The organism is Ascidiaceihabitans sp., from assembly GCF_039986515.1.
GTDB lineage: Bacteria > Pseudomonadota > Alphaproteobacteria > Rhodobacterales > Rhodobacteraceae > Ascidiaceihabitans.
This window is the reverse complement of sequence record NZ_JBDWQO010000010.1, coordinates 1-12,830: the sequence shown is the minus strand read 5'-3', so window position 1 is coordinate 12,830 and position 12,830 is coordinate 1. Positions and strand designations below refer to the sequence as shown.

General features: G+C 57.3%; 12 protein-coding genes and 1 pseudogene. 9 read left to right on the top strand and 4 right to left on the bottom strand.

From position 1 onward, the window contains the following. The first annotated feature begins 37 nt into the window (after window positions 1–37). Genes ABJL60_RS10635 through ABJL60_RS10625 form a run of 3 tightly spaced genes read left to right on the top strand, consistent with a single transcriptional unit; the run spans window position 38 to window position 2,581 of the window. The gene (locus ABJL60_RS10635) at window positions 38–793 is read left to right on the top strand and encodes a carboxyltransferase domain-containing protein (protein WP_348373935.1); all 756 of its coding nucleotides are present in this window, start codon (window positions 38–40) and stop codon (window positions 791–793) included. Beyond that, window positions 790–1,797, top strand: coding sequence for a biotin-dependent carboxyltransferase family protein (locus ABJL60_RS10630; protein WP_348373934.1), 1,008 nt, complete (start codon window positions 790–792; stop codon window positions 1,795–1,797). The genes ABJL60_RS10635 and ABJL60_RS10630 overlap by 4 nt, the downstream gene beginning before the upstream one ends. Before the next feature lie 13 nt (window positions 1,798–1,810). Next, on the top strand, window positions 1,811–2,581 hold the full coding sequence (locus ABJL60_RS10625) for a 5-oxoprolinase subunit PxpA (protein ID WP_348373933.1): 771 nt from the start codon (window positions 1,811–1,813) through the stop codon (window positions 2,579–2,581). Window positions 2,582–2,590: 9 nt separating this feature from the next. Here ABJL60_RS10625 and ABJL60_RS10620 read toward each other — a convergent pair whose 3' ends face one another. Both ABJL60_RS10620 and ABJL60_RS10615 read right to left on the bottom strand, forming a co-directional pair. Further along, window positions 2,591–3,349 carry a TIM barrel protein gene (locus ABJL60_RS10620; protein ID WP_348373932.1) on the bottom strand — a complete coding sequence of 253 codons (759 nt, stop codon included), beginning with the start codon at window positions 3,347–3,349 and terminating at the stop codon, window positions 2,591–2,593. Between the two features lie 79 nt (window positions 3,350–3,428). After that, window positions 3,429–4,004, bottom strand: a complete 576-nt coding sequence (locus ABJL60_RS10615; RefSeq protein WP_348286458.1) for a DUF1285 domain-containing protein — start codon at window positions 4,002–4,004, stop codon at window positions 3,429–3,431. 90 nt (window positions 4,005–4,094) lie between these two features. Here ABJL60_RS10615 and ABJL60_RS10610 point away from each other — a divergent pair, with 90 nt between their 5' ends. Genes ABJL60_RS10610 through ABJL60_RS10595 form a run of 4 tightly spaced genes read left to right on the top strand, consistent with a single transcriptional unit; the run spans window position 4,095 to window position 10,796 of the window. Further along, window positions 4,095–5,102, top strand: coding sequence for a MoxR family ATPase (locus ABJL60_RS10610; RefSeq protein WP_348373931.1), 1,008 nt, complete (start codon window positions 4,095–4,097; stop codon window positions 5,100–5,102). Next, a complete protein-coding gene (locus ABJL60_RS10605; RefSeq protein ID WP_348373930.1) occupies window positions 5,099–5,977 on the top strand; it encodes a DUF58 domain-containing protein in 879 nt (292 codons plus the stop codon). Before ABJL60_RS10610 ends, ABJL60_RS10605 begins: the two co-directional genes overlap by 4 nt. Next, complete coding sequence (locus ABJL60_RS10600; RefSeq protein WP_348373929.1) at window positions 5,974–8,757, top strand: DUF4159 domain-containing protein; 2,784 nt, start codon at window positions 5,974–5,976, stop codon at window positions 8,755–8,757. The genes ABJL60_RS10605 and ABJL60_RS10600 overlap by 4 nt, the downstream gene beginning before the upstream one ends. Further along, complete coding sequence (locus ABJL60_RS10595; RefSeq protein WP_348373928.1) at window positions 8,754–10,796, top strand: hypothetical protein; 2,043 nt, start codon at window positions 8,754–8,756, stop codon at window positions 10,794–10,796. Before ABJL60_RS10600 ends, ABJL60_RS10595 begins: the two co-directional genes overlap by 4 nt. Window positions 10,797–11,269: 473 nt before the next feature. Here the strand turns inward: ABJL60_RS10595 and ABJL60_RS10590 are convergent. Next, window positions 11,270–11,737 (bottom strand): annotated as a pseudogene (locus ABJL60_RS10590) (IS1595 family transposase); the annotation flags it as partial. Between the two features lie 104 nt (window positions 11,738–11,841). On the opposite strand from ABJL60_RS10590, the gene ABJL60_RS10585 reads away from it, so the two are divergent. Together ABJL60_RS10585 and ABJL60_RS10580 are read left to right on the top strand one after the other, a co-directional pair. After that, window positions 11,842–12,048: a DUF6471 domain-containing protein gene (locus ABJL60_RS10585; RefSeq protein ID WP_348373927.1), complete on the top strand. Its 207-nt coding sequence runs from the start codon at window positions 11,842–11,844 to the stop codon at window positions 12,046–12,048. Next, window positions 12,045–12,779 carry a hypothetical protein gene (locus tag ABJL60_RS10580; RefSeq protein WP_348373926.1) on the top strand — a complete coding sequence of 245 codons (735 nt, stop codon included), beginning with the start codon at window positions 12,045–12,047 and terminating at the stop codon, window positions 12,777–12,779. The genes ABJL60_RS10585 and ABJL60_RS10580 overlap by 4 nt, the downstream gene beginning before the upstream one ends. Here the strand turns inward: ABJL60_RS10580 and ABJL60_RS10575 are convergent. Beyond that, window positions 12,729–12,830: IS3 family transposase (locus tag ABJL60_RS10575; protein ID WP_121095842.1), on the bottom strand; the 102-nt coding region annotated here is incomplete at its 5' end. The genes ABJL60_RS10580 and ABJL60_RS10575 overlap by 51 nt on opposite strands.

The window sequence follows — 12,830 nt, the reverse complement described above, 5'->3', positions numbered from 1 at the left end:
CATTGCACGCACTTGGAAAACGGCTAGGGTGACGCATATGACCAAAGCCGCCGACACTGCCACATTGCCGTTGATCCGTACCGTCGGGTTGGCCGGAGTTTTGGTGACGTTCGGGCATGCCATGTCGGACCCCGCCAATCGCGGCGCTATCGCATTTCGCGCCCATGTCGATGCTTTGAAATGGCCTGAAATTTCCGAAAGCATGAGCTCGCTTGTGTCCGCATTCTTTCGCATTGATCTGGTGAAACACGACCCTGCCCCGCTGATCCAGCGGCTGGAACGGACTTTGGACGGCACAGACTGGTTGCAAGCCCCCCTGCCCCAAGGCCGAAAGCGATGGACAGTGCCCGCCGTTTTTGGCGGCGACCGCGCCCCACAATTGCAAGAGGCCGCAGATGTTGCGGGCATGTCTGTGGAAGATGCCCTGCACGGGCTGACACAAACAACAGTGCGCGTTTTGACAGTCGGCTTTGCACCTGGGCAACCCTATCTTGGAACACTGCCTGAAAATTGGAACATCCCGCGCCTGACAGGCGTGACACCCAATGTGCCAGCTTGTTCTTTGGTCGCGGCCATTCGTCAATTGTGCCTGTTTCCCTACGCGACACCCACGGGTTGGCGACATGTGGGCCAAACTGCATTTCACCCCTTCCAGTTGCATCGGGATACACCTTTTGCGCTGACACCGGGGGATGAAATGCGCTTTGTCCAAATCTCGGACACGGAATTACGCGATATTGAGGCCTTCAATGAAACCGGTCTGGGCGGCGCGACATGGGATGCAATTCCATGACGCGGTCGCTTTTGGTACGCAATGTGGGCCCTGGCGTCGCAGTTCAGGACTTGGGCCGCCCCGGATTTCTGGCCTACGGGCTGACCAAAGGCGGGGCCGCCGATCCGCTCGCCCTTTACGAAGGGGCTGCCTTGCTGGGGCAGGACCCGAATTGCGCAGCCCTTGAAATGGTCGGTCTAGGTGGCTCTTTTGAAGCAACGGCCGACACGCGGATCGCCTTGACCGGCGCCGAAATGAAGGCTGACATCGACGGCGCCACCATCGTGTGGAATGCCTGTCATGCCTTACCAAAAGGGGCCATTTTAAACATTGGTGGCACGCGCAAAGGCGTCTTCGGGTATCTGCACGTGGGCGGCGGGTTTGATACACCTCTCTACATGGGCACACGCGGCAGCCACTTGTCGGCAGGGCTTGGAAGTTTGGTCGCGGCAGGGAACGAATTGCCTATCGCACCCGACAAAGGCGGCGAAACGGGGCTTATCTTACCACGCGACAACCGCTTTGATGGCGGCACATTGCGCGTGGTGCCCAGCATGCAAACGCACGCGTTTTCGGACGACATGCGCCAGCGCTTTATGCAAACGACTTTCAAACGCGACCCGCGCGCCAACAAGCAAGGGGTCCGGATGGACTGCGAAGGGCGCGGATTTCATGCCGAAAACCAGCTTGGGATTGTGTCTGAGGTGATTGTGCCCGGCGACATCCAGATCCCCGGCGACGGACGGCCCTTTGTGCTGATGAGCGAAAGCCAAACCACAGGGGGCTATCCGCGTATGGGCACGGTTCTGGCAACGGATCTGCCTTGCGTGGCCCAAGCACAAACAGGTGCAGACATACGATTTGAGTTTGTGACACTCGACGACGCACGCGCCATAGAAGCCCGCGAAACCATACGCCGTTTGGGCCTGCGTCGCACCGTACAGCCCTTGCTGCGCGATCCTGCCAAAATAGCTGACTTACTTGGCTACCAACTGATTTCCGGCGCCACTGCGGGCCACGACTAAAAAGGGATACCTCATGCTAACTGTCGATTTGAACGCCGATATGGGCGAAAGCTTTGGGCCTTGGACAATGGGCGACGACGCGGCACTTTTGACGACCGTGACCTCTGCCAATATCGCATGCGGCGCACATGCGGGCGACCCCGATGTGATGCACGCAACCATGGGGTTGGCACATACAAACGGCGTCGGCATCGGATCTCATCCCGGATTTGCAGATCTTCAAGGTTTTGGGCGCCGCCGGATGCATGTTCCCATCGCAAGCCTGCAAAACTCCATCCGTGTGCAAGTTGGCGCCTCTCTTGGGATGGCAAAGGCTTTGGGGGCAAAAGTGCGGCATTTGAAGCTTCACGGGGCCATGTCAAACATGACCTGTGAAGACGAAGCGATGGCACGTGCTTTATATGAAGCTGCACTTTCCGTTGATCCGGATCTGATCATCATGACGTTGGCAGCCACTGCGCAAGTCAAAGCGGTGCAATCGCTTGGGTGCAGTTATGCCTGTGAGATATTCGCAGACCGCGCCTACAACGATGATGCCACGCTTGTGGATCGCAGCCTTCCGGGGGCCGTCATTCACGACGCGGAGGTCGCAGGCAAGCGCATGGTGGACATGGTAAAGGCGCAGGCCATCATCACCGACAGCGGAAAACACATCCCCACACCGATTGACACAATTTGCCTGCATGGGGACACCAGCACCGCAGTGGACATTGCCAAATCAGTGCGCCTCAAATTGGAAAACGCCGACATAAAAGTCGCACAATTTGCAGGGCGCAAGGGCTAGAGGCAGGCCCTAAAGCCCGCGACGCCAAACCAAACTGTCTTCGGTCTTGCCGCGCGGGTCATATTCCGCACTGATCCAGCCTTCATATCCCGACGCTTCGATGGCCTGAAACAAAGCGTCAAATTCAACAACACCGGTGCCCGGAGCCGTACGATCTGGCGCGTCCCCGATCTGGATATGGCGCACAAACGGGGCAACAGCATTGTAGCAGGCAACAGCATCGCCCGTGATGGTTTGTGCGTGATAGCTGTCGAATTGCAAAGCCAAATTGGGTGCGTCGACTGCTGCAATGACGTCGACCGCCAAATCAAAACTGTTCAAAAAATATCCGGGCTGCGCAACAGGGTTCAAAGGTTCAATGGTCAACATCAAACCGGCCGGGGCAGCATCAGCAGCATACTTCAAGTTTTCAACAAAGACCGCGCGGGCGTCGGCCCCTTCAGCAACACCCGCCATGACGTGGACAATATTAACACCCAGCACTTCGGCGTAGCGAAAGGCGCGGCGCATATCATAACGAAACCGATCCTCAAGACCGCACATAGCCGCAAAACCACGCGGACCCCCTGTGTAGTTGGGGGGCGGCGCATTGATCAGAACCATACCCAACCCATTGCGGGTCAATGCGGACAGCGTTTCTTGGGCGGCGACCTCATAGGGAAACAAAACTTCAACGGCTTTGAAACCAGCTTTGGCCGCTGCATCGAAGCGATCCAGATATGGTAGTTCCGCAAAAAGATGGGTCAGATTTGCAGCAAACTTCAGCATGCGCACGCCCTCTTCTTTTCGCCAGAAAATATCCTGGGGGAGTCCGCAGGACGGGGGCTAGCCCCCCGACACCGCCAAGTCATTCCAATTCGTCCGAAGGGATAATGCCAAAAAACTGCCCCGACGACCAAACACCGAACCACCCATCATGATGCACGCCCAGATCAACCAACCGGTAAAAGCTTTTGCGATCGATCAACGCCTCAAGGTCGGAACGCACAAGAACATACGGTGAGGGCTCACCCGTTTGGGGATCGCGTTCCACACGAATAGGGGCATCAGGACCCGCAACAACGCGGTCATCAACTTGCGTCACAAACCGAAGCTTTTGATCCTTCCCATCCCCAACCGCGTCAAAATCAATCGCCACAAATGGGGCGTCATCCACCGTGATGCCCACCTTCTCGACGGGGGTCACCAGAAAATATTTCCCGTCTTCACGCTTTAGAATCGATGAAAACATCTTAACCAAACCGGGCCGCCCAATGGGCGTGCCTTCATAAAACCACGTCCCGTCGCGTGCGATACGCATATCCAGATCACCGCAAAACGGTGGGTTCCACAGGTGCACAGGCGGCAAACCGCGTGTTTTTGTAGCATTTATAGAGGCAACAAGGCCTTCCGCATCCGGTGTCACGGTTTTTTGTCCGCTCATATGCTCATTTATCCTCTGGTATCTTTTGCCATTCCAACCTGACGCGATAGGTTACACAGTAAGGGATATAATCTGGCAGGGACATTTTCCATGACGAATGACACAAACTTGGTGGCCGAAATCGAAGCCTTGGGCCAAAAGCTGGCACAGGCCAAAGCGTCGATCACCAAACGCTTCATCGGTCAAGAGCGTGTCGTCGACCTGACGTTGACGGCGCTTTTGTGTGGCGGGCATGGCTTGTTGATTGGCTTGCCCGGTCTTGGGAAAACCCGCCTTGTGGAAACGCTCAGCACCGTGATGGGCATGCATGGCAACCGCATCCAGTTCACGCCAGACCTGATGCCTGCGGACATTTTGGGGTCCGAAGTGCTGGACACTGACGATGCAGGCAACCGCGCGTTCCGCTTTGTGCCCGGTCCTGTGTTTTGCCAGTTGCTTATGGCCGATGAAATCAACCGCGCCAGCCCGCGCACCCAATCCGCTTTGCTGCAAGCGATGCAGGAAAAAACGGTGACCGTGGCAGGCGAAGATCGCGCCCTTGGCGATCCGTTCCACGTTCTGGCCACACAAAACCCGATTGAACAAGAAGGCACCTATCCCCTGCCAGAAGCGCAACTTGACCGTTTTTTGGTGCAGATTGATGTGCAATATCCGGATCGCCAGACGGAACGCGACATTCTGATGGCCACCACGGGTGACACCGAAGAAGCGTCAACCGAAGTTTTCACACCCGGTGAATTGAAAGCCGCACAAACTTTGCTGCGCCGCATGCCTGTCGGGGACAGCGTGGTCGAGATGATCCTTGATCTGGTGCGCGCATTCCGGCCCGGTGAAGCGGGTGCCAGCGATCTGATCCGTGAAACCGTCGCTTGGGGCCCCGGCCCGCGTGCGTCGCAAGCCTTGATGCTTGCGGTGCGCGCCCGCGCCCTTTTAGACGGGCGACTTGCGCCATCCGCAGAAGATGTACTAGATATGGCACGTCCTGTTTTGACGCATCGCATGGCGTTGAACTTCGCGGCCCGTGCGCGCGGTGACAGCCTGACCCAGTTGATCGACGACACGGCCGCCTCACTTACACAAGGGCAGGCCGCCGCGTGAATTCCCCCGCAGCCCTTCGCGCACGATCCGAAACGGAAGCCGCACGGTTTCCGCCATTGCTGGCCCGCGCCGAGCAATTGGCAGGGGCCGTGCTGTTGGGCGATCATGGCCGCCGTCGCTCAGGCATCGGGGACGACTTTTGGCAGTACAGGCCTGCGCAACCCGGAGACAGCCGCCGATTGATCGACCACCGCCGCAGCGCAAAAGGCGACCAGCAGTTTGTGCGTGAACGCGAATGGCAAATCGCACAATCGGTGATGTTGTGGTGTGATCAAGGCGCATCCATGCGGTTTTCCAGCGACGACAAGCTGCCCACCAAAGCAGACCGCGCCCGCCTGCTAACACTGTCTATGGCCATCCTTTTAAGCCGCGCGGGCGAACGCGTGGGACTGACCGGCACACGGTTGCCACCCCGACGCGGCAACGCGCAGATCTTGCAGTTGGCCGAATACCTGACCCAAGACGAAGACGCAGACTATAGCCCCCCTGAACACCGCGCCATGATCCCCAGTGCCTCGGCAATTTTCATTTCCGATTTTATGGGCGACATCACACAAGTCCAGCTTGCTTTGACCAAGGCCGCCGACCGTGGTGTGCGCGGAGTATTGTGCCAAGTGCTTGATCCGTCCGAAGAAGCATTTCCTTTTCGGGGTCGCACCATCTTTGAAAGCATGGGCGGCACGATGCGCCACGAAACACTCAAAGCCAACGACTTGCGTGACCGTTATCTGGACCGGCTGGCAGAACGCAAAGACCACCTGCGCCAGCTTTGTGCGTTGACCGGCTGGCACTACGGTGTTCATCACACCGGGACATCAGCACAAACCGGCCTGCTTTGGCTGTATCAATCCATGGCGGGAGGGGCTGCGCGATGACCATACTTGGTGGCATCGGATTTGGCGCACCCTGGTTGCTTGTGGCACTTGCCGCCTTGCCAATCCTATGGCTGATCTTGCGCGCCGTACCCCCTGCCCCCATTCGGCGACGGTTTCCCGGGGTTGCGCTTTTGCTTGGTCTTACAGATGCGGAAAGCGTTAGCGATCGCACCCCGTGGTGGTTGCTTTTGTTGCGCATGTTGGCGGTGGCTGCGGTGATCATCGGTCTGTCACAGCCCATCTTGAACCCTAAGCAAACCGGAACCAACACGGATGGGCCGTTGCTGATTGTTCTGGACGCCTCATGGGCCGGTGCCACAGGGCACAGCCAACGCATGCAAACACTTGAAGCAGAGCTGACACGCGCCACACAAACCGGTCGTCCGGTTGCGATCATGCAAGTCACCGATCCGGACTTGCCGCCTTTCCAGCCCGCTGGTGTCTGGCAAAACCGCCTGGCCGGTCTGGACCCCCACCCATGGCAGCCCACCCAAGCGCAGATTGCGACGACCGTTGCCAATATCACCTCTGCACAGGCGGCCAGCGCGCTATGGTTTAGCGATGGGTTGGATTACCCGGGGCGTGAAGCGATCCTTGACGCACTGGAGGCCCAAGGCCCGATCGAGGTTTTTCAATCTGCCCGCACGATTTATGCCCTGATGCCCCCCAAATATGTCGATGGGGCAATCGAGTTGACCGCAATACGCAGCGCCACAGGACAAGAACAAGACGTCACGCTTTTGGCGCAGGGCCGCGATCCTGCAGGCAATGCAGCCACTTTGTCTGCGGTGACAACAACATTCGCAGCTGATGAAACCACCACAACCACAGCACTCGCTTTGCCATCGGAATTGCGGGCACGTATCACGCGCTTCGAGGTGCAGTCATCACGGTCTGCGGGGACAACCACCTTGATGGACGACAGCCTGCGCCGCCGCGAAGTGGCCCTAATCGCTGGCCGTGAAAACCGCGAGGGCCTGGAGCTGTTGACGCCTTTACACTACCTGCGTCAGGCGTTGGAACCTACGGCGGATCTGCTCAGTGGCAGCTTGTCGGATGTAATGCCCGCGAACCCCGATGTGATCGTTTTGGCGGACGTCGCCACCCTGTCCGAAGGCGAAAGCGATGCTTTGCAGGACTGGGTTCTGAAAGGCGGTCTGTTGTTAAGGTTTGCGGGGCCGCGGATTGCAGCCAGCGACATCAGCCGATCTGCCGAAGACCCGTTGATGCCTGTGCGTTTGCGATCCGGCGGGCGCAGCGTCGGCGGCGCGATGAGCTGGGGGGAACCCAAAGCTATAGCTCCTTTCGGCAACACATCCCCGTTCTTCAGCCTGACCATTCCAGACGATGTGGTGGTGCGCAGTCAGGTCATGGCGCAACCCGATCCGACACTGGCCACCCGCGTGATTGCCGAATTGAACGACGGCACGCCGCTGGTGACCCGCAAAGCACTGGAACAGGGCCAGATTGTCTTGTTTCACGTCACCGCCAATGCCGAATGGTCCACGCTGCCATTGTCCGGTTTGTTTGTTGAGATGCTGGAACGCTTGGCTGTTTCCTCTGCGAATGCCCAACCGGATGCAGGCGATCTGGAAGGCACAACATGGGTGCCTCAACTTGTGATGGACGGGTTCGGCACATTGATGGACGCAGGCACACGCCCCGGCGTGGACGGTGCCAATTTGATCAACGCGGCCACAGGGCCGGACATGCCGCCGGGGCTTTATGTCTCTGAAGATCGCGCACTGGCGCGCAACGTAACCCGTGAGGACGATGTTTTGACCCAAGCTGCGTGGCCCGCCCGCATTCCTGTTACAGGCTTGAACCAGGATCCACCCCGACCTTTGGGCGGGTTCCTTTTGTCTGGGGCATTGGTGCTTTTGCTGGCGGACATCGTGGCATCGCTTGCCCTGTCTGGACGTCTGTTGGGGGGATCGTCGTCCCGCAATGTCGCGGGCGCCTTTTTGGCCGCCGCCCTGTTTGTGCCGCAAGGTGCAGACGCACAATCGACGTCGCAATCAGATCAATTGCGCGCTGATGTGTTTGCATCAGAGCTGGTTTTGGCACACATTATCACCGGAAACCCCCGCGTCGACGAAATTGCCAAGGCGGGTATGCGCGGCCTTTCCGATACGCTGTTTTTCCGTACATCCGTTGAACCTGCAAACCCTGCCAGCGTCGATTTGGAAACCGATGATCTTGCGTTTTTCCCGATACTGTATTGGCCCATAACACCCGACCAACCGCGCCCTTCTGCTGAAGCCTATGGCAAACTGAACAACTACCTTCGTGCAGGCGGGTTGATCTTGTTTGACACACGTGATGCGGATGTGGCGCGATTTGGAGCATCCAGCCCAAACGGTCGCAAATTGCAAGATTTGGCAGCGCCTTTGGATATTCCTGCGTTAGAACCCGTGCCGCAGGATCATGTGATTACGCGCACATTCTACCTGCTGCAGGACTTTCCCGGACGCCATGCCAGCCGCGACATCTGGGTTGAATCCGCCCCGGCAGACGCGGAACAAATAGATGGCATGCCGTTTCGCAATCTCAATGACGGGGTAACGCCCGTGGTGATCGGCGGCAACGACTGGGCCGCAGCCTGGGCCGTGTCGGAAAATGGCGCCCCCATGGTTCCGATAGGGCGCGGTTTTTCTGGCGAACGTCAACGCGAACTTGCCAATCGTTTCGGGGTAAATTTGGTGATGCATGTGCTGACTGGAAATTACAAAAGCGATCAAGTCCACGTGCCCGCACTTCTTGAAAGGTTAGGCAATTGACCGGATCGTTGATCTTTGATCCGCTGGTGCCTTGGATGGTGCTGGCGGTGCTGGGGGCCATTGTCTTGGCCGGCACCATATTGGCAATTGTGCGCGGTTTGCGTGGTTGGGCGCTGCGCGGTTTGGCCGGGCTTTTGGTCCTTTTGGCCTTGTCCAGCCCGTCTTACCAAGAAGAAGACCGCGCCCCTCTGACTGACATCGTCATATTGGCCGAAGATGCCAGCGCCAGCCAAACGCTAAGCGACCGCGCCGCCCAAACCAAAGACAGCGCGGACAGGCTTGCTGCACAGATCGCCGCGCGTCCAAACACTGAAATTCGGCGGGTGACAGTGCAAGACGGTGAAGGCGACGCAGGCACCGCATTGATGGCCACCATCGCAGAAGCTTTGGCCGAAGAACCGCGCGCACGTGTGGCCGGCATCATAGCCCTTAGCGATGGGCAGGTGCATGACGCAGACCGTCCCGTCACCCTGCCTGCCCCCCTGCATGTCCTGCTGTCGGGACGCGGTACCGATTGGGATCGCCGTCTGACAGTCAGCAACGCGCCGGCCTTTGCAATCATCGGCGAACCCGTCACGCTGACATTGCGCGTTGACGATATGGGGGCCGCACCCGGCGGCCAAACCAATGCACCGCTGAACATTTCAGTTGATGGGGCGCCGCCCCAACGGTTCACCGTGCCCATCGGCGAAGACATCGACATTCCGCTGACCTTGCCGCATGGCGGACGCAACGTCATCCAATTCGTATCGCCCGCCGTGGACGGGGAACTGACCGACCGCAACAACACCGCCCTTATTCAAATGAACGGCGTGCGCGACAGGTTGCGCGTTCTGCTGGTCTCGGGAGAACCGCACAACGGCGGGCGCACATGGCGCAATTTGTTGAAGTCAGACAGCTCTGTCGATCTGGTGCATTTCACCATTCTGCGCCCCCCCAACAAACAAGACGGGGTGCCTGTGGATGAACTTAGCCTGATTGCCTTTCCCACACGGGAACTGTTTTTGGAAAAGATCGATGACTTTGATCTGATCATCTTCGACCGCTACAAACGGCGCGGCATTCTGCCCGCGATCTATCTGGAAAACGTCGTGAACTACGTCGAAAAAGGCGGGGCCGTTCTGGTTGCGGCTGGACCGGATTTTGCCAGCGCCCAAAGCATCTACCGGTCCCCTCTTAAGCGGATCATTCCAGCCGAACCCACGGCACGGGTGCTTGAGGAAAGCTACAGACCTCTGGTGAATGATCTGGGCGAACGCCATCCTGTCACTGCAAATCTACCGGACGGCGGCGATTGGGGGCGTTGGCTGCGCCAGATTGATGTGAAACGCACCTCGGGATCGGTGGTCATGGAAGGCATCGACGAACGCCCGCTGCTGGTGTTGGACCGCGTGGGCGAAGGACGCGTGGCTTTGCTGGCATCTGATCACGCATGGCTGTGGAACCGTGGCTACGAAGGCGGTGGACCACAGCTTGAACTGCTGCGCCGCCTTGCACATTGGATGATGAAAGAACCCGAACTGGAAGAAGAGGCATTGACCGCAACGGCCACAGGACAAGTGATGCGGATCGAGCGGCGCACATTGGACGAAACGGTACCAGAGGTGACCATCACAGCGCCAGATGGCACACAAAGCAATCTGCCCCTGAACCAAACCGCACCCGGCAAGTTCGAGACAACCTTCGTCGGGCCAGACATCGGCCTTTACAGATTGATGAACGGCGAAGCATTCAGCGTCATTGGTCTTGGCCCTGCTGCCCCTCGCGAATTTGAACAGACAATCGCAACCACAACTGTAATGGAACCGGTGACATCTGCCACAAATGGCGGCATCCTGCGCCTCGAAAACGGATTGCCTTCCATACGTAACGTGCGCGAAGGCCGCCCTGCCGCGGGGCGGAGCTGGATCGGCCTAACCCCGCGCAATGCCTTTGAAGTACGCGATGTGCGCCTTACACCGCTTATGCCGGGTTGGCTTGTTCTATTGCTAAGCTCCGCATTAATTGTGGGTGCTTGGCTGCGTGAAGGGCGACGTTAAACCATGCTTCTTTTCGCCAAAAATATCCGGCCTTATGTATCAAACGCACCAACACTTGTGAATCCCAAACGGCTACTCTTGGCCCATGTTGGACAAAACGATAGATAACGCGCTACTGGCGCTGCGTAAGCAGATCATAAGGGGCGATGGTGACGAACTGGCGCATGTTGTGAGGCGTTGCTGGTGCAGCGTGGCGTTCACATGCCCGCTGTGTTGCCTGCCAAGAGCAAGGACGTAGCAGGCAAGGGGATGATGTCCCTCTTGGTAATCCGCGCGCTTAAAGACGGTCCCAAGCGACTGCCCGCTATAGCGGCCCTTGTAGATGCCGCACGGCCAGAGATCAGCTATGACGCGGCCTGTGTACGCACAGGGCAGACGTTAGACAGGTTGAAGCGTAAGGGGCTGGTGGTGCTGGACTTTGGGCCGGATGGGTGCTTGTGGCGATCAACGCGCTTTGCCTTTTCGTTGTGGGATCGGATGTGACCGCCAAAGTATGCGCCATCAATCTCAACGTGGCCTTCCAGCACTTCACCCGTCTGGACCTCATGCGCAATCGCCTCACGCAGCTTATGGGCCAGCACGAAGGCGGTCTTGTATTGGCAATCGATATCGCGGGAAAGCTGCACCATGCTCATACCTTTGGAGGCGTTCACGATCAGGCAAATCGCAGCCAACAAATCAACGAAGTCCATTTTGCGCGATGCAAAGATTGTGCCGCTGGTCACGCTAAACTGGTGGTGGCAGTTCTTGCATTTGAACTTGCGGCGCGTGGTGATCTTGTACGTTTCCTGGTTGGAGCAAACGGGGCAAACCGCCTCACCATCTGTCTCAGGCCAGCGCATCTTGCAGAACGTCTCATGCGCCGCCGCTTCGCCAGCTTTGTAGATGCTGCGAAGGCTAAGGGTGCGTGATGCCGCTGAAAGAAGAAAGTGCTGTGCCATGTCATTACCTATGATTGCCTATATCACATATATAGTACATATAAGTATGGTTTACAATGGCAAATATCACATATACGATGCCTTTATCACAAATGGAGGGCGTCATGCCAGATCAGAGCGATTGGGAAGCAAAGGCCGCCAACATCTTGAAGGCGGAATTGAAGCGGCAAGGCGTAACCTATGCGCAGCTTGCAGAGTTGATTGGGGACAAAGAGCCTAACGTACGCAATAAATTGAGCCGTGGAAAATTCAGCGCCGCATACATGCTGCAATGCATGGCTGCAATTGAGGTGGCAGAGGTCAGATTGTGATCCCTGATACCTGGATGAAAGGCCCGTTGATGTGGACCGTACTGTTTCTCACGTTCATCGCGATCCTGACTGTGGTTGTTTGGGATTTAGCCACCCAGCAAGCCGAACAGCGAATACGCGCAGAGCAAAGCGCCAAGAACCACATACAATATGCCGAAGACCGTATTGATAAGGAATGCTTGGGGCTTGAGCCTGTATCCATGAGGAATTGTATTCATCAGGAGATAGAAGCCGCCCGCGACCATGACCGCGCCAATCAAGACCTTAAAGCGCAAGAAAATATGGCCTTTTTCACTAAGGTGATGGGATATACTGCGGTCATGGGCTTGGTGCTTGGCATCGTTTCCATCGGTGTTATTTTTGCGACCCTGAGAGAAATGGCCAGCACCAACATGATAATGCGCGAAGAGCAGAGGCCGTGGCTGGTAATAGACAAGGCTCCGTTTGACGTCTTGGGTAAAATGTATCGCAGCACGCCAAACAGCGAATTGAGTTTGACGGTTACGAATAAGGGCAAGCTCCCCGCAAAGAGCGCCGTCGCTACATTTGCTACGTTCAGTCACGACACAATGACTGCTTTCGAGGTCTCGAACATCATTGAACGCATTCTGCTCGACACTTTGGATAAGGCCAAACTCGAAGTGGACCTGTCGCGTATTTGTGCCGCCCCAAGTGCTCGTTTAGGCCACTTTTCGCTCGAAGGCGACGGGGCTTTTCCAGCCCAATGCTGAGTGCCTTCGGCGTGGATTGTAGAAGCCGTTGATGTATTCGAAGATGGCCAT

Excerpts from the sequence above, each read along its gene's own strand:
- ABJL60_RS10635 (WP_348373935.1), top strand. The coding sequence starts at position 38 with ATGACCAAAGCCGCCGACACTGCCACATTGCCGTTGATCCGTACCGTC.
- ABJL60_RS10630 (WP_348373934.1), top strand. The coding sequence starts at position 790 with ATGACGCGGTCGCTTTTGGTACGCAATGTGGGCCCTGGCGTCGCAGTT.
- ABJL60_RS10625 (WP_348373933.1), top strand. The coding sequence starts at position 1,811 with ATGCTAACTGTCGATTTGAACGCCGATATGGGCGAAAGCTTTGGGCCT.
- ABJL60_RS10620 (WP_348373932.1), bottom strand. The coding sequence starts at position 3,349 with ATGCTGAAGTTTGCTGCAAATCTGACCCATCTTTTTGCGGAACTACCA.
- ABJL60_RS10615 (WP_348286458.1), bottom strand. The coding sequence starts at position 4,004 with ATGAGCGGACAAAAAACCGTGACACCGGATGCGGAAGGCCTTGTTGCC.
- ABJL60_RS10610 (WP_348373931.1), top strand. The coding sequence starts at position 4,095 with ATGACGAATGACACAAACTTGGTGGCCGAAATCGAAGCCTTGGGCCAA.
- ABJL60_RS10600 (WP_348373929.1), top strand. The coding sequence starts at position 5,974 with ATGACCATACTTGGTGGCATCGGATTTGGCGCACCCTGGTTGCTTGTG.
- ABJL60_RS10585 (WP_348373927.1), top strand. The coding sequence starts at position 11,842 with ATGCCAGATCAGAGCGATTGGGAAGCAAAGGCCGCCAACATCTTGAAG.